Raw genomic sequence first — 21278 nt, 5'->3', positions numbered from 1 at the left:
ACATTAAGCGAGTCCGGCGACCCTTTTTTGAAGAGTGATGAAGCGCAAGCAGCAAGGAAAACGACGGCATGGCGTCCTATCCCATTTTCGTATTGAAGCGATTTGGCCAGTTCCTGCTCGTTGTCTTTCTCGGTATTTCCGCGACCTTCTTCATCACTCATATGACCCCAATCGATCCCGTCGAGCAGAGTATCGGCGCCATCCAACAGATGGGGCAGTCCGATCCTCGCGCCGTCGACCTCATGCGCCAGTCACTTCGCGAGCTCTACGGCATGGAGGGTTCGCTCTGGCAGCAATATGTGCATTTCTGGACGCGTCTCGCGACTGGTGATCTCGGACCTTCGCTCTCCGCCTTTCCGACGCCCGTCTCGACCATCATCCTGCGGTCCTTGCCGTGGACGATCGGCCTGATGACGGTTGCGACGCTGTTTACCTTCATCCTCGGCAACACAATCGGCGCGCTTGCGGGCTATTATCGCAAGAGCATGGTGCTGAAAGCTGTCAGCCTCGTCTTCATCGCGATGCAGCCTATCCCCTATTACATTCTCGCCTTCGTGCTGATCATCCTGTTCGGCTATCTCTGGCCGATCCTGCCGATCAACGGCGGATATGAGATGAACACCAATCTGCAACTGTCCTTTGCGCTGGTTCTCGACATTCTGAAGCACTCCATCCTGCCGGCGCTGTCGCTGATCCTCGTCGGCACGGGCGGATGGCTGATCGGCATGCGGGCGCTGGTCTCCAATATCATCACCGAGGACTATGTGACCTTCGCCGAACTTGGTGGCGTACCGAAGAACCGTATCCTGCGCTCGTACATCGCGCGCAATGCCATGGTGCCGCAGTTTACCGGCCTTGCCATGTCGCTGGGGGCGGTCTTCAACGGGACGATCATCACGGAGATCGTCTTCGGCTATCCCGGCATCGGAAATCTGCTGATTTCGGCGGTGCATGCCGGCGACTACAGCCTTGTGCTGGGGCTGAGCGCATTGTCCATCACCGGCGTCGCTGCCGCCGTGTTCATCATCGATATTCTGGGTCCGCTGATCGACCCGCGCATCAGGGTGGAATAAAGCATGTTCACGATCGTTCGCGACCTCGCCCGCCAGAATGCGGAATTCCTTTGCGGCCTGCTGCTTTTCGCAGTGATCGTCGGGCTTATAGTCCTGTCCTATTTTTCGCCCTACGGTCCCTCGGACATCTATGTCCTGCCGCCCGATATGCCGCCTGACGGCGATTACTGGCTCGGCACGACCTCGCGCGGGCAGGATGTCTTCTGGCAGCTTACGACAGCTCTCAGGAACACGCTCTATTTCGGCATCGGCGTGGCCTTTCTGTCGCGTATCATTTCGCTGGTGGTCGGTCTTGTGGCGGGTTACCTCGGTGGTGTGGTCGATCGGGTGCTGATGGCGATCAACGACAGCATCATGGTCATTCCGCAGTTTCCGCTGCTGATTCTGTTCTATTTCGTGCTCAAGGACGGAATGACCTGGACCGTGCTGATCGTGGTGATGGCCTCGCTCGGCTGGTCCTACGACGCGCGCCTGATCCGCTCAGTTGCGATCAGCCTCAAGAGCCGGCCATTTACGACCCAGAGCGTCTATTCCGGCATGAGCATGTACAAGATCCTCGTCCAGGAGCATCTGCCCTATGTCCTGCCGATCGTCTTTGCCACGACGATGAACAACATGATCTGGTCGATCGGCATGGAAATCACGCTGTCGGTGCTCGGTTTCACGGATATCGAAACCCCGACCATGGGCATGATGATCTACTGGGCGAACGCGCATTCGGCGCTGATCGCCGGGGTATGGTGGTGGGTCGCGGCACCGGTCGCAGCCATCGTCGTCCTGTTCACGGCGCTCTTCCTGCTGTCGATGTCGATGAACGAATACAATGATCCGCGCAGCCGGCTGAACCGGATGGGGGGCTAAGTCATGGACGCTGTGGTCGAAGTCAAGAACCTCAAAGCCTATTACAAAGCCTTCCTCTATGGCGTCGATCGCGAGGTGCGCGCCGTCGACGATATCAGCCTGACGATCGGTCGTGGGGAGATCTATGGCGTTGCCGGGGAATCGAGTAGTGGCAAGACGACGCTCATCAAGACCATCGCTGGCGCCATCCGTCCGCCGTTGAGGGTTGTCGAGGGCAGTGTCACCTTCCACTTCAACGGCGGCACGCAGGACATTTATGGCATGACGCCGGAGGCGAGGGTGGCGCTTCGGTGGCGGCATCTGTCCTACATCATGCAGGGCTCGATGAACGTGCTTAATCCGGTTCGGCGCATTCGCCATTCGTTCACGGATTTCGCCTTTCGCCACATGAAGGTCGACAGGGCTACTTTCCTCGACCGGGTCGGGAGCCACCTGCAGCGGCTGAAGCTCGACCCGCAGCTTCTCGATGCCTATCCTCACGAATTGTCCGGCGGCATGCGCCAGCGCATGACCATTGCACTTGCCACCATCCTGACGCCGGAATTCATCATCGCCGACGAGCCGACGACGGCCCTCGATGTCATCGTGCAGCGCGACGTCCTGACGATGATCCGCGAGATCCAGCGCGATATGGGCTCCTCCTTCCTGTTCGTCACTCATGACATGGGCGTACACGCCGCCGTCTCCGACCGCATCGGTATTGTCTATGCCGGCCGCCTGGTCGAGGAGGCGCCGACCCGCAAGCTCTTCCATTTGCCGCTGCATCCTTACACACAGCATCTGGTCGCGAGCCTTCCGCGCATCGGCGACGCAAGCACCCGGCCTTCGCTTGAAGGGCGGCCGCCCAATCTCGCCATGCCGCCGGAGGGCTGTCGTTTTCATCCGAGATGTCCGAAGCGCATGGATATTTGCAGCCGCGAGGTGCCGCCGATGGTTACAGTCGAGCCGGACCGGCGCGTGGCCTGCTTTGCGGTGACGGGAGAACGGATTTGACGGATCTGCTTTCGCTTTCGCATGTCACCAAGATCTACCGGCAGGGCGGTCTGCTCGGCGGACGCCATATCACCGCCGTCAATGACGTCAGCCTGACGCTAGGGGAGGAACCGGAGATCCTGTCGATTGTCGGCGAATCCGGTTCGGGGAAGTCGACCATTGCGGCGATGATCCTCGGCCAGACAGCGCCGAGTGAAGGACGCTTGGATTTCCGGGGCAGCCCCGTCGCTGTTCACGGCAGGGTCGAGCGGCGCGCCTTTATGCGGCAGGTCCAGCCGGTGCTGCAAAACCCGTTCGAGGCTTTCAACCCGTTGAAACGGGTGGACCGCTATCTCTTCGAGACAGCAAGGAGCTTCGCGCCCGACGGCAAGCGGCCGAGCCGCGAGGAAATCGAGCGCATGGCGGATACAGCGCTCTCGCATATTGGCCTGACCTTGGCCGAAGTGAAGGGCCGGTTCCCGCATGAATTGTCCGGCGGTCAACTGCAACGCACGGCGATCGCCCGAGCGCTCATACCGCAACCGCGGCTTCTGGTCGCTGACGAGCCGGTCTCTATGGTCGATGCATCGCTCCGCATGGCGATCGTCAATCTCTTCAGCCAGTTGAAGCGGGATCTGGGCCTATCGATCATCTACATCACGCATGATCTGGCGACCGCCTATTATATCAGCGACCGCATCGTCATCATGAAGAAGGGCGAGATTGTCGAGCAAGGGCAGGCGCGGGCTGTTCTGGACAATCCGCAGCATCCCTATTCCCAGGCTCTTAAGGAAGCAGTGCTGTCGACGACGCCGGAGATTTGATGTTTGATCTCAGACTTTAATGGTGCATTTCCGATGCGCCCTGTTTCAGGCGCATCGGAACGCGTCATGTGGGTCGGTGTTAGCTATGGGTTTCCGGCATCGCCGACGAGTGATGCGACGTGATCAGCCATTTTCCATGTTCGAACTTGTAGGTGAAGGTGTAGCGGGCCGGAACCTTCGTGCCGTCGGCAAGCGTGAAGGTATAGGTGCCGGTGTCGATCACCTTGTCGCAACCGATCTTGATCGTACGGCTGTCGATCTTGCCCTGCGGCTTCTTCTTCAGGAAGTCCGTGAAATAGGTCTTGCGCTCTTCCTGGGTCAGGCGTGGCTTGTTGGAGAGCGTCGGCAGGAGAACCGCGTCCGGGGCGTAGTTCTCGACGACCTTTTCCGGGCTTAGCGTTGCGAGCGAAGTGTTCCAGCGGTCGAAGAGGCCTTCCACCTGCTTTTCGGTGATCGGCGTGCATTCGGCGGCCATTGCCTGGCCAGCCAGGACAGTAGCGACAGCGGCGACCATGACAAGTTTATACATAAGGGGGTATCTCCAATTTTGACTGTTTTCTCCGGCCTCATCGCCGGTAGCCTGAAGATAAGTCCGCTCAAATGCTGAAACGATCTGCTGGTTGGCGGTGAAATGATATGCCGGTTGGCGTATGTTCATCGGCTTACGGAATGTCTATCTAAGACGATACCGGGCATCAGGCGCCGGCTCGTGCCAGAGACCAGAGACAGTGGAAAACCTAGAATCTCCCGTGAGAGAACTGCGTCGGCTCTACAGGGAGTCCGAAGCAAAAGCCGCACGCCTGAGGCTGATCGTCGAGGCACGAACCATTCTCGACACGATGGACTTCGAGATCGCCGCCCGGCAGGTGCTTGCCCTTGTTTGTTCCTTCTGCGGCGCATCCGCCGCGCGGATCGAGTTTCCCGGCGACCCGGCGGCTGAGGCCATTCGTTACGAACGCGCTGCGTCGAAACCGTCCTTGGGAATCGTTTTTACCGTCCACCTCGAGGGAGACGATCCCGAGATTTCTGTGTCCCTTGCACCTGAGATGCAGGCCCTGACGACCGATGACGACCAGCAAACGCTGAAAATCGTTGCCGACCAGCTTCTGGCGGCTCTCAACGACAAGAGGCGCCGGCAGGAGCGTGAAACCTTCACAGAGGCGCTGCGGAGCCGCGAGGCCATGCTTGCCCATCTGGTCGGCGAGATGATCGGCGCCCAGGAAAAAGAACGCGCCCGCGTTGCCTATGATCTTCATGACGGTGTCGCCCAGAGCCTTGTCAGCTTGCTGCTTCATCTGGAAGCAGCAACGGTCGGCCAGGATATTGACGTGCAGACCGCCCAGAAGCTGACCAACTGTATCGATCTTGCCCGTCGCTGTGTCGGCGATATCAGGCTTGCCATCGCCGATCTGCGGCCGGCCGAACTCGATGATCTCGGTCTTGCCGCGGCGATCCGGGCGAAACTGGATTCGATGCGGATCGAACATGTCTCCTTCTCGGATCAGCTTGGCGACACACGGCTCCCGCGCGCCGTCGAGATCGTCCTTTATCGCGTTGCCCAGGAGGCGCTCGCAAATGCTGAAAAACATGCGGCCTGCAAGCATGTTCGCATTGAGCTTGCCGAAAACGCGGAAGGGATCGTCACGCTGACGATATCCGACGATGGGCGCGGCTTTGCCGCTAGTGATCATCGGCCGGAGAGGGGACATGGGGTCGGCCTGCCGGCGATGCGTGAGCGCCTGGCGCTGGTCGGCGGAACCCTGTCGATCGACAGCGCGCCGGGCGCTGGAACCCGCCTGCTGGCGGAAGTGCCAACTGACTTGAACCGGGAATCGTCTCCATGAAGACTGCATCGATCGTCATCGCCGACGACCATGATCTCGCGCGCTCGGGGATTGCCGCCGTTCTTGCGACATCGGAGAACCTGGACATCGTCGGACAGGCAAAGAATGGGCTGGAGGCGGTCGAGTTGTGCGATCGCTTGCGTCCAGATCTCATCCTCCTCGATATTCGCATGACGCCGCTCGATGGTCTCGGGGCTGCCGCGGAAATCCGGAAAATCGCTCCGGACACCAAGATCGTCATGCTCACCATGCATGAGAGCATCGACTACCTCAGTGCGGCGATCAAGGTTGGGGCGAGCGGTTATCTCCTCAAGGATGTCAGCCGCGAGAGCCTGCTGCGCACCATTGATATCGTGTTGGATGGACAGGCGTTTTTTGACGCGGATCTGATGCGCAAGATGCTGGCGAGGATAGACCGAGAATCGCCGGCAGAGATGGTCATTGAGAGACTGACGAACCGGGAGCGCGAAATTCTCTGTAGCCTGACCACTGGCGAAACCAACAAGGGCATCGCGCGAGCGCTGTCGATTTCACCGGGGACGGTGAAGGTGCATGTCGAGCGCATCCTGAGCAAGCTCGGCGTCACTGATCGCACGCAGGCGGCGGTTCTGGCGATCCAGGCGGGTCTGCTGCGAAAGAACGAGCTTTGACGAGTGGCGACATGACCGACAAGACGGGCCTGTCCCTTCGCTTCCTCGATCAGCCCCTTGCTCGCAAGGGAGTGATCGTGATCGCTCTTCCATTGATCTGCCTGCTGATCGCTCTTGGATCCGCGTTCCTGGCCGATCGGGAAAGCCGCCGCGCCGAAGATTATGTGCGCGTGACCTTCGCCATCCAGTCCGACATTCTGGAGCTGCATGCACTTTTGGCCGAGGGCGCCTCGGGTGTTCGCGGCTACCTGCTGACCGGAGACGCCGCGTTTCTTCAGCCCTTCGAAAAGGCCAATGCCGAACTCCCCAGCGTCTTTGCCGCAATGCGGCCATTGATAACCGACGCCGAGCAGCGCGCCCGCCTCGACGGCATGGAGCCGCTTGTCTTCCAGAAGCTTGCTGGCCTCAACGATCTGTTGGAAAAGGGCCGCGGGAGCAATCAGTCGATCAATGACGACATGCGCCGCACGTTGGTGGACAACAAGGTGGTGCTGGATGAGCTGCGCGCCCGCATTCAGCAGATGCGCGAGCGCGAGGATGCTCTTCTTCAGGAGCGGACGAAGCAAGCCGATGCCATCCGAGACAGAGCCCAGTGGATCACGATCATCGGCGCGATCGTCGGTCTGGTCGGCTGTGTCGTGGCGATCATTCTGATGTCGAACGGCATCGTCCGGCGGGTTGCCTCGCTGCAAAAGACGGCGCGTCTTCTGGCGATGGGGCAGCCGGTGACATCGGGAGAACATGCGCGCGACGAACTCGGTGCGCTCTCGCGAGCGCTTCAGGAGGCAAGCCTTCTCCTCAAGCAACGCGAAAACGCGCTTCGCGAAAGCGAGGAACGCTTCCGTCTCCTCGTCGATGGCGTCCACGACTATGGAATTTTCGGGCTCGACCAGCAGGGGCGGGTGGTGAGCTGGAATTCGGGCGCCGAGCGGATCAAGGGATATACGGCCGACGAGATTATCGGCGAGCATTTCTCGCGATTTTATCCGCAAGAGGTTCGCGATACGCTGCCAAGCCAAGAGCTTGAGCGGGCGCAGGCCGATGGCCGCGTCGAAGACGAGGGGTGGCGAGTGCGCAAGGACGGCTCGCGTTTCTGGGCCAATGTCGTGGTCACCGCGCTGCACGACGAGAACGGCAATCCGCGGGGCTTTTCGAAGATCACCCGCGATATCACCGATCGCAAACGCAACGAAGAGGAGTTGCTGGCCGCCCGATACAAGGCCGAGCAGGCGAGCGAAGCCAGAAGCGCCTTTCACTCGCGCTTGAGCCACGAGTTTAGGACGCCTCTCAATTCCATTCTCGGCTTTGCCCAGATTTTGGAAATGGATCTGAACGAGCCCGAGACGCAGGCGAGCCTGGCCCAGATTCTGAGGGCCGGCCGGCATCTTCTCAGCTTGCTCGACGATTTGCTCGACCTAGCCCGCATCGATGCCGGGCGGATGGAGCTCTATATCGAAACGCTGGACGCCGGCGAGATCGTTGGGGAGGCCGTGGACCTTGCCCGCCCGCTGGCCGCGCCTCGCAAGGTCGGCATTGTCGTCGAGATCGATCATGCCGCCGGCGCCGCTGTCACTATCGATCGTAGACGTTTCCTCCAGGTGCTTCTGAACCTTCTGTCCAACGCGATAAAATTCAATCGCGAAGGAGGAACGCTGCATGTGTCCACCCGGCTTGTGGACGGCGATATGCTTGCCATCGACATTAGCGATACTGGTTTCGGTATCGCTCCGAACAAGAGGGAGCGGCTATTCCAGCCTTTCGAGCGTCTCGGCGCCGACAGCAACGCCACGTCGGGGACCGGATTGGGGCTCGCCTTGTCTCAGCATCTGATGCAGGCGATGGGCGGAAAGCTGGAGCTTGGTTCTACCGGTACGGAGGGCACGACGTTCACCGTCTTTGCGCCGGCGGCGTCGTCTTCGTCGGTCATACCGCGTATTGCGGCTGAGTCTCCGGCTCCTCTCGCGGGCAAGCGTGAACTGGATGTCGTCCTCTGTGTCGAGGACAATCCCGCCAGCCTGAACCTGATCGAAAACGTGATGTCGCGGTATTGCAGCGCCAAGGTCATTCCGGCCATGCTGGGCGGTGTCGGATTGACGCTTGCGCGCGAGCATCAACCAAATCTCATCCTGCTCGACATCAATCTGCCGGATATCAGTGGCCTGGAGGTATTGAAAAGTCTAAGGGCTGATAGTGAGACGCGGGCCATACCGGTGATCGTCATCAGTGCCGATGCGACGGAAGCGACGCGGCAGGGTGCGCTGCAGAAGGGGGCAACGCGCTTTCTTGCGAAGCCGCTCGACATAAGACAGTTCCTTCAGACGCTCGATGAGGTTATGGCGCAATGAACCCGCAAATCGATATCGCCGCCGAAGCGAGCGTACTGGTCATCGACGACGAGGCCGCCAATGTCGCTCTTCTGGAGCGACTGTTGCGCCGTGAAGGCTTCAAGAAGGTGACGACGACGACCGATCCCAGGGAGGCCGTCCGGCTTTTCAACGAGATCAGCCCGGATATCATCCTGCTTGACCTGATGATGCCCCATATCGACGGTTTTGCGCTTCTGGACGCCTTTTCCCGGCTGACGGGGCCGACGTCCTTTATCCCCATCGTCGTGCTAACGGCCGATATTTCGATCGAAACCCGGCGCAGGGCTCTGTCGCTCGGCGCCAAGGACTTTCTTGTAAAGCCGATCGACGCGGTGGAAACTCTTTTGAGAATATTCAATCTGCTCGAAACACGCTTCCTGTTTCGGGCGCTGACCGAGCTGACGGGACAATCCCCGTTCGTCCGGCGCGGTAGTGATCCCACGAGCCGCTGAGGGACGAGCGGCTGCAAACGACAAAGGCGCCGATGGTGTCGGCGCCTCATGTTTAGACGTTAAGATTCGAGGTCTTTAATCGCAGACGCGCATCCGCTCGTAATGCCAGCCGTCGTCATATTCGTTTTGAACCGGACGGCTTTCACTCCAGCATCTCGGCGGAGGGGGGGGAGGAGCTGCATAACCATAGCCACCGCCGCCACCATTGACGATCGCGCCGCCGATCAAGCCGCCGATAAGCCCGGCTGCTACGCCGCCAGCGATGGCACCGCCATTATGGTGATGATGTCGGCGCGGGCCATCGTTCCAATCGCGGTACCGACCATACTCTTGGGCCTGGGCAAAGCCGGCTGGGGCCAACACGCTGCCGGCGACCGTAGCTGCGAGCAAAACCGTGAGAATTGTCTTCTTCATCATGATCACCTCCGACGCGATGCGTCTTGAAATGCAAATCTTCGACTCGGTTAATCGAGTGTTTCCACAATGACTCTTTGCAGGTGAACATGGCGTGAATAGGCCGTTCACCGAAATTCGGCTGGGAGGTTTTTTGTTCTCGGGGGCTGAAATCAGCTTGGAAAGGCCGCGTTGAGTTCGGCAACCTCTTCGAGAGAAAGGGGGGACGTCTTGCGGTCTCCCAATAGGAAGAAGAGCTTGGATGTCTCTTCCAGCTCCTCATAGGCGTAGATTGCTTCTTCCAATGTCTTGCCCGAAACGATCGGTCCGTGATTGGCGAGCAGCATGGCGCGATGGTCACGGGCGGCAAGACGCACGGCTTCCGCCAGGGCTCTGTCTCCCGGCCGGAAGTATTTCAGCAGCGGGAGCTTGCCGACCCGCATGACGTGATAAGCGGTCAGCGGCGGCAGCACATTGTCGGTATTGTCATGGCACAGGCAGGAGACGGCCACCGAATAGGTGGAATGAAGATGCACCACTGCGCGGGCAGCGGGTCGCTCTTCATAGACAGCAAGATGGAAGAAGGCTTCCTTGGAGGGCGGATCGCCCGCCAGAAGCTCGCCTGTGGGAGAAACCTTGGATATCCTGGCAGCGTCCAGAAATCCAAGGCTTGAATTGGTGGGCGTCACCAGGATCGAACCGTCGTCGAGGCGGACGGAGAGATTGCCGGCGCTGCCATGGGCCAGCTGACGATTGTAGAGCAGCGCGCCCATGCGGGCGATCTTGTCGCGCAGTTCCGCTTCTTCGGTCATGGTGTCCCTACCTCGATTGCCTAATGCATCATGGAAAGTGCGGCGGTGAAGAAGTCGTCGCCGCCGAAATTTCCGGATTTCAGGGCAAGCAGCATGTTCCCCTTGATATGTCCGACCGTTTGGAGAACGGGCACGCCGGGTGCAATTTCCGGGCCGATCAGGAAAGCGGGAATGCCGAGCTTGTCGACGGCAGCACCGGATGTCTCGCCACCGGCGACGATCAGGCGCCGCACGCCGCGAGACACCAGTTCGGCGGCAATCACCGATGTGGCATGTTCGATGGCATGGCCGGAGGCCTCGCGACCATAGCGCGCCTGCACGCGGCCAACGGCTTGCGGATCGGCGCTTGCGGCGATGACCACCGGCCCGGCCAATATCCTGTCGCCCGCCCAGGAGATGGCGGATGAAAGCTCGTCAGGTCCGGAGAGCAATTTTTCGGGGTCAAGCCGCAGAACGGGCATCGAACGCTCGGCTTCGGCAAGCTGGCGCAGAGTTGCCGTCGAACAGCTGCCGGCGACAATGGCGGCGAGACCGCCGACAGGGCCGATTGCATCCTCGGTTGCCTGCGCCGGATGCGGGATCCTGCCGGAGCGCACGAGCGCTCGCGCAAGGCCAAGGCCGAGCCCGGAAGCGCCTGTGGAGAGCGGCGTTTCCAGCGCAACGGTGCCCAGGGTCTCCAGATCGCTTTCAAATACTGCATCGGCGATGACGGCTGTCACGCCGGTGTCTCGAAGAGCGGCAAGCCTTGCGCTAACAGCGTCCGGACCACCGGCAACGGTTGCGAGATCGACGAGCCCGACGCTACCGGAGGATTGCCGGGCAAGAACCCGCACGAGATTGGCGTCGTGCATCGGATTGAGCGGATGATCCTTCAACGGGCTCTCGTTGAGCGGCACGCCGTTGACGAACAGATGACCGGCATAGACGGTGCGGCCGGTTTCCGGGAAGGCGGGGGTGACGATGACGGGGTCGCCGCCCACCGCCTTGCGCAACGCGTCCGTCACCGGGCCGATATTGCCGGCGTCGGTGGAATCGAAGGTCGAGCAGATCTTGTAGAGGACATGGATCGCGCCGCGGGCGCGCAGCCAGGCTTCGGCCTTGCTCGCGGCGGAAACGGCATCCTGCGCTGCAACCGAGCGGATCTTGAGGGAGACGACGACTGCATCCACATCCGGTAGAGGCAGATCGGGATCGGGGATGCCGATCGTCTGCACCGTGCGCAGGCCGTTCTTCGTGAACGTGTTGGCGAGATCCGACGCACCGGTGTAATCGTCGGCAATCGCTCCGAGCAAGAGTGTCATCCCTTTATCCTTTTGAACGGTGCAAACCAGCCGAGGCCGTCGAGCGTATGGTTTCGCGGAATATATTCGCAGCCGATGAAGCCCTCATAGGCGAGCCGGTCGATCTCGGCGAACAGAAAGGCGTCGTTGAGCTCCTCGCTACATGGTTCCTGCCTGGAGGGTACGCTCGCGGTTTGGATATGGCCGATGATCGGCATCATCTCGCGCAAGGCGATCGCGACATCGCCATGCATGATCTGCCGATGGTAGATGTCGAACTGAAGCTTGAGATTGGGTCGGCCCAATTCCCCGATCAGCGCTCGTGCACGATTGAAATCATTGAGGAAGTAGCCCGGCATGTTGCGTCCGTTGATTGGCTCCAGCACCAGATCCAGCTCTTTTTCGGCAAGTCGTGCGGCACAATATTCGACGGAGCGGCGATAGGCGCGGATAGCTGTCTCGTCGTCGGGCTTGGCCAGACCTGCCATCAGATGCAGGCGCTTGACGCCGGTTGCCTCGGCATAGTCGAGCGCATTTTCCACATTCGACTTCATCTCCTCGAAGCGATCGGGAAGGGCCGCAAGTCCGCGCTCGCCGCCGTTCCAATCGCCGGGCGGCATGTTGAAGAGCGCCTGGGTCAATCCGTTGCGTTCGAGCCGTTCCGCGATTGCTTCCGGCGCGAATTCATAGGGAAAGAGGTATTCGACGGCGGTGAAGCCGGCTTCCGCCGCCGCGTCGAAACGGTCGAGAAACTGCCACTCGTTGAACATCATCGTCAGATTGGCCGCAAAGACGGGCATGCTGATTGTCTCCGTTTACTGCTTGCGCGTTTCGTCGCTCAGGTGTTCGGCAGAACCGTGCCCGAAAGCTGCGCATAGAGCCGGGCAAGCGAGGCGTCGTCGTCGCGTCCCATTCCGGCACCTGACGCGGCAAGATACATCTGCAGCGCGGCGGCGGCGAGCGGGGTCGGATAGCGTTCGGTGCGGGCCATGTCCTGCACGATACCGAGGTCCTTGACGAAAATCTCGATGGCGCTGCGCGGCGAGTAGTCTCCCTCGAGAACGTGCGGCACCCGGTTTTCGAACATCCAGGAATTCCCGGCCGAGGCGGTGATCACCTCATAGACCTTGTCGAGGTCGAGACCCTGCTTGGCCGCGAAGGTGATCGCCTCACAGGCGGCGGCGATATGCACGCCGGCCAGAAGCTGATTGATCATCTTGAAGGCCGCGCCGGTGCCGGCATCGTCACCTAACTCGTAGACCTTGCCGGCCATAGCGTCGAGCGCGGGGCGGGCCGCATCGAAGGCTGTCTTGGTGCCTGATGCCATGATGGTCAGCTCGCCGCTAGCGGCCTTGACGGCGCCACCGGAAATCGGTGCATCGAGATAATGCAGGCCAAGTGCCGTGCAACGCTCCGCCAGATCGCGGGCGACCGCGGGATCCATGGTCGCCGACGAGATGAACACCGCGCCGCGCTTCATGGTGCCTGCAACATTGCTTGCGCCGAAGAGGACGTCCCTGGTCTGCGCGCCGTTGACGACGACGGAGACCACGATATCGGCATCCTTTGCCGCCGCTGCCGGGCTCGCGGCACCCCGCCCGCCCTCGCTGACGAAACGATCGATCGCGGCGGCCGATATGTCGTAGCCGACGACGTCGAGGCCGGCGCGCTTCATGGACCGCGCCATGCCGAGGCCCATGGATCCCAAACCGATCACGGCGGCGACAAGCTGATGTTGCGAGTTTTCAGCGGAGGATGACATGTCGATATCCTTGCGATGTCCTGAGGGTGTTCGGTCCCCCGGCGGCTGGCGCCGGAGGATCATTCATTCTAGCGGTTGACGCTTTTTGCCGGAACGGTCAGCACGGCGATGGATCCGATGACGAGCGCCGCCGCCAGGAGATACATGCCGGCTGAGGTGCTGCCGGTGAAGTCCTTGAGATAGCCAACCAGAAACGGGCCGAGGAAGCCAGCGAGATTGCCGACCGAGTTGATCCAGGCGATGCCTGCCGCCGCTCCGGTACCGGCGAGAAAGGCCGTCGGCAGCGACCAGAACAGGGGTGCGCAGCTGATGGCGCCCGCCGCGGCAAGCGAAAGAGCGATGATCGAAAATGTCGTGCTGGTGCTGACGGTGGCGGCGATAAAGCCGACTGCGGCGATCAAGGCGGGGATGATCAGGTGCCAGCGGCGTTCGCGATGCCGGTCGGCGGAGCGGCCGAGCGCGATCATGACGACGAAGGTGCAGATATAGGGGATGGCCGAGACCAGGCCGATATTGAGGTTCCCGACAACGCCGCTCGCCTTTACGATGGTCGGCATCCAGAAGTTCAGGCCGTATTGCCCGAGGACGAAGCAGAAATAGATCAGGCACATCAGCCAGACGCGACCGTCGCGCAGGGTGCTTGCGACATCGTGCGGGCTGGATGATTTGGCGCGGTCTTCAGCCTCGATATTGGCCGTCAAGATGGCCTTCTCGTCCGCGGCCAGCCATTTGGCATCGCTGATCTTGTCATCGAGATAGAAGAAGACCAGCACGCCGAGCAACACGGCTGGAACGGCCTCGATCAGGAACATCCACTGCCAGCCGGAAAGGCCATGCGTTCCGTGGAAGCTATCCATGAGGAAACCGGACAGCGGATTGCCGAAGATGGCGGATACGGGGATCGCCGACATGAAGGTCGTGATGATCTTGGCGCGATGGCGAGCCGGATACCATGAGGTCAAATAGAAAATCAGGCCCGGGAAGAAGCCGGCTTCGGCAATGCCGAGCAGGAAGCGCAGAATATAGAAGACGGTTTCCGACGTGGTGAACATGAAGGCGGCTGAAACGATGCCCCAGGTCACCATGATGCGGGCAATCCATACCCGTGCACCGACCTTGTTCATAATGACGTTGCTTGGGACTTCAAACAGGAAATAGCCGATGAAGAAGATGCCGGCGCCGATTCCGTAGGCTGCTTCCGACAGGCCGAGTTCGCTCGACATCTGCAGCTTGGCAAAGCCGACATTCACGCGGTCGAGATAGGCGACGATGTAGCAAAGCACCAGAAAGGGCACGATTCTCCAAAAGACTTTGCGGTATGCACGGTCTTCGACCAGGTTGGCGGCACGCTCGCCCTGGGCTGCGGCCTGCGCTTGAAATGTCATGATGTCCTCCTCCGAATGGAAAAGCCGGGGTCCCTCCAGAACCGTCTTCCGGCCGCGTGCCTTAAAATTGGCAGCGCTGCCATTTCTCGTTACTGCATTTTGGCAGCGCTGCCAATGGAAATTTGGCGGCGCTGCCAAAAATCTTGTGTTAAAGGAGTGGGAAGTGGAAAGTAGCCACGGGAACACGAGCTTCCGCGCTATTATAATGCGGAACCGCATATGGATTTTTCAGGGAACATGAACGTCAAACCTCAGCCCACGGTCACGCTTGCGGAGGTTGCCGAAGCGGCCGGGGTGGGTGAAAGCACGGTCTCGCGCGTGCTTCGCAATCATGGTTCGTTTTCCCAGAAGACGCACGACCGTGTCATGGCGGCGGTCGAACGCCTCGGTTATGTGCCTAACCGTATTGCCGGAGCGCTCGCCTCGGCAGGATCGCGCCTCGTCGCCTTCGTCATCCCATCGCTTTCCAATATCGTGTTTCCGGATGTGCTCCGCGGTGCGGGCGGCGTGCTTGAGGCAAGCCATTATCAATCGGTCTTCGCGGTGACCGACTACGATCCTGGCAGGGAAGAGGCGATGGTCGCGGCCATGCTCGCCTGGCGGCCGTCGGCCGTCATGCTGGCTGGCCTGGAGCATAGCGAGGGGACGGCGAAAATGCTGCGCGCGAGCGGTTGCCGCGTCGTGGAACTGCTCGACCTCGATGGTACGGCGCTTGATCTCGCGGTCGGATTCTCAAACGCCGCAGCGGCGCGCGCAAGCGCGGAATTCATGCTGCGACGCGGCTATCGCCGCATCGGTTATGTCGGCCATGATCTGGTGCGCGACACGCGTGCGGGCAAGCGTTTTGCGGCCTTCTGCGCTGCCCTTGAAGCTGAAGGCAAGCCGCTTGCGGCCCGTGAAATTCATGCGGGTGCCTCTTCGGTCGAAGCCGGCCGGCTCGGGCTCGAAAGGCTGCTCGCGCGTGTGCCGGACCTCGACGCCATCTATTTCTCCAACGACGATATGGCGTTGGGTGGTTATTTCCACTGCATGGCGCGCGGTATTTCCATTCCGTCGCAACTGGCCATTTTCGGTTACAACGGTCTGGATATGGCCAGGGTGACGCCGCAGCCATTGTCGACCATCCGCACCCCGCGCGTGGCGGTAGGGCAGGTCGCCGCCCAGCTCGTGCTCGACGACGCGCCATCGCAAACCATCGACCTTGGCTTTGAGCTGATCGAAGGCGAGACCGCCTGACGGCAAGCGGATGCAATCCGCGTCGTCCGCAAACCACCTCTGAACTATCGATTGAAGCCGGCGCGCTCCGAGCGTGTCTCGTGCTGTTGCCGAGGGCGCTCATGGATGGGCGCCAGCGCGGTTGCATCAACGCGCACTGATTCTGCTCCTCCCTACACTTGACAATTCTCAAATCGCGTTGCTCAATACGTAAATCCAGTAAACTGGACATATGTCCATAATATTGGACATCAGAAACAACTATCCGACAGGGGAACGTCATGACCATCTCACTCCGCGCCAGCCTGCTTTCGTTGGCTACAGCCTTCCTTATTTCCGCAATGCCCGCCGCCGCCCAGCAGGCCAAAAGCAAGCTCGACGAAGTGCTCGCTCGCGGCCATCTTGTCATGGGCACCGGCAGCACCAATGCGCCGTGGCACTTCAAGAGCGCCGATGACAAGCTTCAGGGATTTGACATCGACATGGGCCGCATCGTCGCCAAGGCGCTGTTCGGCGATCCTGACAAGATCGAATTCGTCAACCAGTCTTCCGATGCGCGTATCCCGAACATCACCACCGACAAGGTCGACCTGACCTGCCAGTTCATGACGGTCACCGGCGAACGCGCGCAGCAGATCGCCTTCACCATCCCTTATTATCGCGAGGGCGTCGGGCTGATGCTGAAGGCCGATGGCAAATATGCGGATTATACCGCGCTCAAGGCCGCCGGGTCCTCCGTCACGATCTCCGTGCTCCAGAACGTCTATGCCGAGGCGATGGTGCATGCCGCTCTGCCGGACGCAACCGTCGACCAGTATGAATCGGTCGATCTGATCTATCAGGCGCTAGAATCCGGTCGCGCCGACGCGGTTGCCACCGACCAGTCATCGCTTGCCTGGTACATGACGCAGAACCCCGGCCGCTACAAAGATGCCGGCTACGGCTGGAACCCGCAGACCTATGCCTGCGGCGTCAAGCGTGGTGACCAGGACTGGCTTAACTTCGTCAACACCGCCCTGCATGAGGCGATGACCGGCGTCGAGTTCGACTTCTATGCCGCCTCCTACAAGAAGTGGTTCGGCAAGGATCTGACACCGCCGCAGATCGGCTTCCCGGTCGAATTCAAGTGATATCGTCGAGGACGGAAGGTTGCCTTCCGTCCTTTCCTCACCCTTGATTGCAGGATTGCGCCATGGGTTATACGCTCAATTTCGCCGCCGTCTGGCGCAGCTTCGACCAGCTTCTCGAAGGTCTGCTGCTCAGCCTCGGTCTGGCTTTCATTTCCATTCTGATCGGTGCCCTGATCGGCCTACTCGTCGCCTTCGCCCTGACGGCGAAAAGCGGCTGGGTCAGGCGGTCCGCGGCGCTTTACGTGACGATCATCCGCAATCTGCCGATCCTCGTGTTGGTGCTCTTTGCCTATTTCGCCTTGCCGCAGATGGGCTTCCGCATCGGCAAGGTCCAGAGTTTCATCGCGGTACTGTCTATCTATTCGGGCGCCTATCTGGCGGAGGTCTTTCGCGCCGGCCTGCTGTCCGTTCCGAAGGGACTATCGGAAGCGGGTCTCGCCATCGGCCTGACGCCGATGCAGATCCGCGTCTCGATCATTGCACCACTGATGTTCCGCAACGTGCTGCCCTCGCTTTCATCGACGGTGATCTCGCTCTTCAAGGATACGTCTCTCGCAGCGGCGATCGCTGTGCCGGAGCTGACCTTCGAGGCGCGCAAGATCAATGTCGAAAGCTTTCGCGTCATCGAGACATGGCTCGTCACCTCCGGCCTCTACGTCTTCACCTGTGTCGTGCTGGCCGCGCTGATGCGCGTCGTCGAGCGCCGTCTTGCCGTTCCGAGGTAATGTCATGACTGATTTTACCGCTTTTCTCGATCAGCTCTGGATCGCGCGTCTCGCCATTCTCAAGGGGCTTGGCTTAACGGTGTCCATCTCGCTGCTGGCAATTGTTGTCGGCTCGCTGCTTGGCGTTTTCGTCGGGCTTTGCCTCGTCTATGGCAATCCGGTGCTGCGTTTTTTCGTGCGAGCCTATACGGACTTCATCCGAGGAACGCCGGTCCTGGTTCTGGTTCTGGCCAGCTACTATGTCCTGTCGACCATTGGAATCGACCTCGGCCCATTCCAGGCCGGTGTTTTCGCGCTAGCAATCTTCTGCTCCTCGCATGTCGGCGAGATCGTGCGTGGCGGGTTGCAGGCGGTCCCGAAGGGGCAGACCGAAGCGGCAAAGGCGATCGGGCTCACCTTCCGCCAGACCTTTGCCTATGTGCTTTGGCCGCAGGCGCTGCGCCAGTTTCTGCCGGCCTGGGTGAACACCGCGGCCGAGATGGTCAAGGCCTCGACGCTGCTCTCCGTCATCGGCGTCGCCGAGTTGCTGCTGCGCATGCAGGAGATCATTTCTCGTAATTTCATGAGCCTCCAGTTCTATTTCTTCGCGGGGCTTTTGTACTTCGTCATCAATTACGGCATCGAGCGTCTTGGCAAATATGTCGAGCGCAAGACCGCCGTTCCGTCGTGAGGGCTCGATCATCATGAGCAAGATACTTCTCGAAATACAGGGGCTACGCAAGCAATACGGCCCGCTCGAGGTGCTGAAGGGCGTCGACTGCACCATGCTGGAAGGCGAGGTCATCTCGATCATCGGCTCCTCCGGCTCGGGCAAGACGACGATGCTCCGCTGCATCAACATGCTCGAGGAATTCCAGGGCGGGCGGATCCTGCTCGAGGGCGAGCCGATCGGCTACGACGATGCGGGCGGCGCGCGCCGACGCAAGAGCGAAAAGGACATCGCCCGCCAGCGGGCTCTAACCGGCATGGCCTTCCAGCAGTTCAATCTCTTCCCGCATATGACGGCTGCCCGCAACGTCATGCTGGGGCTTATCAAGGTCAAGAAGATGCACCGCGACGAGGCGCGCGCGGTTGCCGAGAAATGGCTCGACCGCGTGGGCCTGGCGTCCCGCGCCGATCACTATCCGGGCCAGCTTTCCGGTGGCCAGCAGCAGCGTGTGGCAATCGCCCGCGCCATTGCCATGACCCCGCGGCTGATGCTCTTCGACGAGGTGACCTCTGCGCTCGACCCCGAATTGGTCGGCGAGGTGCTGCAGGTGATCAAGGGACTTGCCGCCGATGGCATGAGCATGCTGCTCGTCACCCACGAGATGCGCTTTGCCTACGAAGTCTCATCGCGGGTCATTTTCATGAACCAGGGCCTTATCGGCGAGGAGGGCGATCCCAAGGAGATGTTCGTCAGGCCGAAGACCGAGCGGCTGGCCGAATTCCTGAAGACGTCCAGCTTCAACTGAACGACAGGCGGCCTTGCTGCCGCCTGCTGACACATAGAATCCAGAAGAAAAGAGAGAGGTCATATGACTATCAAGCGTTACGGTGCCGGCGAAACCGGAGCCGGCGGGCAAGCCCTGCCTTTTGCCCGCGCGGTCGAAGCCAATGGCTGGCTGCACGTTTCCGGCCAGGTTGCAATGGAAAAAGGCGAGATCGTCGATGGCGGTATTATCGCGGAAACCCGCAAGGCCATTGAAAACCTGATCGCCATCCTGCATGAGGCCGGCTATGGCATCGAGGATGTGGTTCGCGTCGGCGTGTGGCTCGACGATCCTCGCGACTTCTGGAGCTTCAACGGCGTCTATGCGGAGTATTTCGGTAAGAACCCGCCGGCACGCGCTTGTGTTCAGTCCCGGATGATGGTCGATTGCAAGGTGGAAGTCGATTGCGTCGCCTATCGCGCCGATAGAGGTTGAGTTGTTGGGGCGCGACTGTCACGGTCGCGCCTATTCCCCGGAAATGGAGCATGTTTGATGGCTGAAGGCCCAGACGATATCGTATCGCGACGGACGCGCGGCCTTGATCGTGCCTTTGAGATTCTTGAGTTTCTGCGCACCAGGCGCCAGCCGATGCGGCCGAACGAAATCGCGGTCGAGATCGGCGCGCCGCGCTCGTCGATCTATGAACTCGTCAATCTTCTCCTGCGCCACGGCATGCTCGATTACCAGGGCGGTGACGGCCGGGTCTTTCTTGGCCGCAAGCTCTATTTTCTCGGGACCGCCTATGCGGATCAGTTCGACCTGATGCGCGAGTCTGACACCCTGTTGACCCGGCTTGCCGAGGAAACACGCGAAACGGCGCAGATGTGCATGCTGGAAGGCAACAAATACACCGTCGCGATGATGCGCGAGGGGATCCGTCCGTTCCGCATTTCCTCGAATGTCGGCGAGCTCGTTTCAATTCCGTGGACGGCATCCGGCCGTTTGCTGGTTTCCCATCTCAGCGATGCCGAAATACTCGATTTCATCCCGCCGGAGGATTTCGTTCTGCCCAATGGCAAGCAGCTCGACCCGAGCCGTTTCATCGGCGAAGTTCGTCAAGCCTCGATCGACGGCTATTTCACCTTCAATAGCGAAGTGGAAAACTTTACCCATTGCTTCGCTGCGCCGATCAAGCAGGAAGACGGGCGATGCATTGCCACGCTTTGTCTGGTGGCGCCGAAAGAGGACGGCTTGCGAAACCGGGAAAGCTATCTCGACAGCCTTCTTCGCGCCGTGAGCGAGATTTCGGAGCGGCTGGGCTTCAGTGTTTCCGACCGCGCCAATATGAGGCAGGGCCGGTCGTCCTAAGCAAATGCGCCAGACCTAGGCGCGCCTACAACATTTCTTTGCAATTCGCCTGCTCTCGGCCACTTTTCGGCAAAAGGGGTGCCGCAATTGTGGTGTGAACTCTCACTTCAGACAAATGTCGAATGGAGAGAGCAATGAGCATGCAGCAAACCAAAGTGCCTGGTGCCGCAGGCGAGCTGGCCCGAAAAGTTGGCGTCGGCCTCTTCGTCTGCGGAGTGACGGTCGCAGGACTTTATGCGGTTGCCCGCACGGAGGCGGAAGCGCCGCTGATGTCGTCGGTCGATGTCACCGGGCGCGGCGCTATTGAAGTTGCCGATGCCAGGAACTTTGCGACAGCGAATGATCTTCAATCGGCCGTTGATGCGAGCCCGGCTGTGTTGCCAACGCCGATCTTCAGACCGGCTACCGCGAACAAGTCGGCGGCTGCGAAAGCCAGCACGCCGGTAAAGCGCGTTGCAGCCCATGCCAAAGTTACGAGTGTTAAAACTGTAGCCTCCTCGGATGTCACGCAGTTCGACCGTTGCATGCCGCAATGCGATACGCGCGATCCTATGATCGTCGGACTTTCCGAGGCGGATCAGCCCCCGCAGGATTTGCAGGAGCAGGCGCTTTATGTGCCTGAGCCGCCGGAAGATCGCTCACCGGTACATGGCGTACGTTATATCCTGAGCCGCGCCGCGGAAGCGCCGGCCTTTGCGATTCGGAAAGGGCGCGATGCGATTGACGGCGTGCGTCAACTGGAGTGGTAAGGCCG

At 60.4% G+C, this 21278-nt stretch carries 23 protein-coding genes; 16 read left to right on the top strand and 7 right to left on the bottom strand.

All coding sequences use genetic code 11. The annotated features are described in order from the left end of the window. The first annotated feature begins 68 nt into the window (after positions 1 to 68). Genes RRH01S_RS23370 through RRH01S_RS23355 form a run of 4 tightly spaced genes read left to right on the top strand, consistent with a single transcriptional unit; the run spans position 69 to position 3730 of the window. Positions 69 to 1073: an ABC transporter permease gene (locus RRH01S_RS23370; RefSeq protein WP_007691761.1), complete on the top strand. Its 1005-nt coding sequence runs from the start codon at positions 69 to 71 to the stop codon at positions 1071 to 1073. Between the two features lie 3 nt (positions 1074 to 1076). After that, positions 1077 to 1934, top strand: coding sequence for an ABC transporter permease (locus RRH01S_RS23365; RefSeq protein ID WP_007691759.1), 858 nt, complete (start codon positions 1077 to 1079; stop codon positions 1932 to 1934). A 3-nt stretch (positions 1935 to 1937) separates the two neighbouring features. Then, positions 1938 to 2927, top strand: coding sequence for an ABC transporter ATP-binding protein (locus RRH01S_RS23360; protein ID WP_037219921.1), 990 nt, complete (start codon positions 1938 to 1940; stop codon positions 2925 to 2927). After that, the gene (locus RRH01S_RS23355) at positions 2924 to 3730 is read left to right on the top strand and encodes an ABC transporter ATP-binding protein (RefSeq protein ID WP_034516054.1); all 807 of its coding nucleotides are present in this window, start codon (positions 2924 to 2926) and stop codon (positions 3728 to 3730) included. Before RRH01S_RS23360 ends, RRH01S_RS23355 begins: the two co-directional genes overlap by 4 nt. Before the next feature lie 79 nt (positions 3731 to 3809). Here RRH01S_RS23355 and RRH01S_RS23350 read toward each other — a convergent pair whose 3' ends face one another. Further along, entirely contained in the window at positions 3810 to 4205 is a 396-nt protein-coding gene (locus RRH01S_RS23350) for an SgcJ/EcaC family oxidoreductase (RefSeq protein WP_015917792.1), read from the bottom strand. Positions 4206 to 4479: 274 nt separating this feature from the next. Here RRH01S_RS23350 and RRH01S_RS23345 point away from each other — a divergent pair, with 274 nt between their 5' ends. Genes RRH01S_RS23345 through RRH01S_RS23330 form a run of 4 tightly spaced genes read left to right on the top strand, consistent with a single transcriptional unit; the run spans position 4480 to position 9042 of the window. Continuing rightward, complete coding sequence (locus tag RRH01S_RS23345; RefSeq protein WP_229202632.1) at positions 4480 to 5574, top strand: sensor histidine kinase; 1095 nt, start codon at positions 4480 to 4482, stop codon at positions 5572 to 5574. After that, positions 5571 to 6224 (top strand): response regulator, encoded by a 654-nt coding sequence (locus RRH01S_RS23340; protein ID WP_034516060.1) that lies wholly within the window; start codon positions 5571 to 5573, stop codon positions 6222 to 6224. The genes RRH01S_RS23345 and RRH01S_RS23340 overlap by 4 nt, the downstream gene beginning before the upstream one ends. A gap of 11 nt (positions 6225 to 6235) precedes the next feature. After that, a complete protein-coding gene (locus tag RRH01S_RS23335) occupies positions 6236 to 8569 on the top strand; it encodes a PAS domain S-box protein (RefSeq protein ID WP_042474358.1) in 2334 nt (777 codons plus the stop codon). After that, positions 8566 to 9042 (top strand): response regulator, encoded by a 477-nt coding sequence (locus RRH01S_RS23330; protein ID WP_037219928.1) that lies wholly within the window; start codon positions 8566 to 8568, stop codon positions 9040 to 9042. Before RRH01S_RS23335 ends, RRH01S_RS23330 begins: the two co-directional genes overlap by 4 nt. Before the next feature lie 75 nt (positions 9043 to 9117). On the opposite strand, the gene RRH01S_RS23325 is transcribed toward RRH01S_RS23330, so the two are convergent. The 6 genes from RRH01S_RS23325 to RRH01S_RS23300 all read right to left on the bottom strand — a co-directional run bounded on the left by RRH01S_RS23325 (position 9118) and on the right by RRH01S_RS23300 (position 14674). Further along, complete coding sequence (locus tag RRH01S_RS23325; RefSeq protein WP_034516770.1) at positions 9118 to 9456, bottom strand: hypothetical protein; 339 nt, start codon at positions 9454 to 9456, stop codon at positions 9118 to 9120. A 152-nt stretch (positions 9457 to 9608) separates the two neighbouring features. Then, positions 9609 to 10247 carry a 3-oxo-tetronate 4-phosphate decarboxylase gene (gene otnC, locus RRH01S_RS23320; protein ID WP_034516067.1) on the bottom strand — a complete coding sequence of 213 codons (639 nt, stop codon included), beginning with the start codon at positions 10245 to 10247 and terminating at the stop codon, positions 9609 to 9611. Between the two features lie 20 nt (positions 10248 to 10267). Then, positions 10268 to 11548: a 3-oxo-tetronate kinase gene (gene otnK, locus RRH01S_RS23315; RefSeq protein ID WP_037219931.1), complete on the bottom strand. Its 1281-nt coding sequence runs from the start codon at positions 11546 to 11548 to the stop codon at positions 10268 to 10270. Further along, complete coding sequence (otnI, locus tag RRH01S_RS23310; protein WP_042474356.1) at positions 11545 to 12327, bottom strand: 2-oxo-tetronate isomerase; 783 nt, start codon at positions 12325 to 12327, stop codon at positions 11545 to 11547. The genes otnK and otnI overlap by 4 nt, the downstream gene beginning before the upstream one ends. Before the next feature lie 38 nt (positions 12328 to 12365). Beyond that, positions 12366 to 13289 (bottom strand): L-threonate dehydrogenase, encoded by a 924-nt coding sequence (ltnD, locus tag RRH01S_RS23305; protein WP_034516072.1) that lies wholly within the window; start codon positions 13287 to 13289, stop codon positions 12366 to 12368. Between the two features lie 68 nt (positions 13290 to 13357). After that, positions 13358 to 14674: an MFS transporter gene (locus RRH01S_RS23300; protein ID WP_037219933.1), complete on the bottom strand. Its 1317-nt coding sequence runs from the start codon at positions 14672 to 14674 to the stop codon at positions 13358 to 13360. 237 nt (positions 14675 to 14911) lie between these two features. On the opposite strand from RRH01S_RS23300, the gene RRH01S_RS23295 reads away from it, so the two are divergent. The 8 genes from RRH01S_RS23295 to RRH01S_RS23260 all read left to right on the top strand — a co-directional run bounded on the left by RRH01S_RS23295 (position 14912) and on the right by RRH01S_RS23260 (position 21273). Next, complete coding sequence (locus RRH01S_RS23295) at positions 14912 to 15910, top strand: LacI family DNA-binding transcriptional regulator (RefSeq protein ID WP_034516772.1); 999 nt, start codon at positions 14912 to 14914, stop codon at positions 15908 to 15910. Between the two features lie 260 nt (positions 15911 to 16170). After that, the gene (locus RRH01S_RS23290; protein WP_034516075.1) at positions 16171 to 17019 is read left to right on the top strand and encodes a transporter substrate-binding protein; all 849 of its coding nucleotides are present in this window, start codon (positions 16171 to 16173) and stop codon (positions 17017 to 17019) included. A 62-nt stretch (positions 17020 to 17081) separates the two neighbouring features. After that, entirely contained in the window at positions 17082 to 17744 is a 663-nt protein-coding gene (locus RRH01S_RS23285; RefSeq protein WP_042474354.1) for an amino acid ABC transporter permease, read from the top strand. A gap of 4 nt (positions 17745 to 17748) precedes the next feature. Continuing rightward, positions 17749 to 18414 carry an amino acid ABC transporter permease gene (locus tag RRH01S_RS23280; protein WP_034516077.1) on the top strand — a complete coding sequence of 222 codons (666 nt, stop codon included), beginning with the start codon at positions 17749 to 17751 and terminating at the stop codon, positions 18412 to 18414. A 13-nt stretch (positions 18415 to 18427) separates the two neighbouring features. Next, a complete protein-coding gene (locus RRH01S_RS23275; RefSeq protein ID WP_034516773.1) occupies positions 18428 to 19198 on the top strand; it encodes an amino acid ABC transporter ATP-binding protein in 771 nt (256 codons plus the stop codon). Between the two features lie 63 nt (positions 19199 to 19261). Beyond that, positions 19262 to 19651, top strand: coding sequence for a RidA family protein (locus tag RRH01S_RS23270; protein ID WP_034516078.1), 390 nt, complete (start codon positions 19262 to 19264; stop codon positions 19649 to 19651). Between the two features lie 57 nt (positions 19652 to 19708). Beyond that, positions 19709 to 20524, top strand: coding sequence for an IclR family transcriptional regulator (locus RRH01S_RS23265; RefSeq protein ID WP_037219936.1), 816 nt, complete (start codon positions 19709 to 19711; stop codon positions 20522 to 20524). A gap of 134 nt (positions 20525 to 20658) precedes the next feature. Then, positions 20659 to 21273, top strand: coding sequence for a hypothetical protein (locus tag RRH01S_RS23260; protein ID WP_037219938.1), 615 nt, complete (start codon positions 20659 to 20661; stop codon positions 21271 to 21273). The last annotated feature ends 5 nt before the right edge of the window (positions 21274 to 21278 follow it).

The organism is Rhizobium rhizogenes NBRC 13257 (assembly GCF_000696095.1).
Classification (GTDB): Bacteria; Pseudomonadota; Alphaproteobacteria; order Rhizobiales; family Rhizobiaceae; genus Rhizobium; species Rhizobium rhizogenes.
The sequence above is the reverse complement of the archived record's forward strand: the minus strand, read 5'-3'. Positions and strand labels throughout refer to the sequence as shown.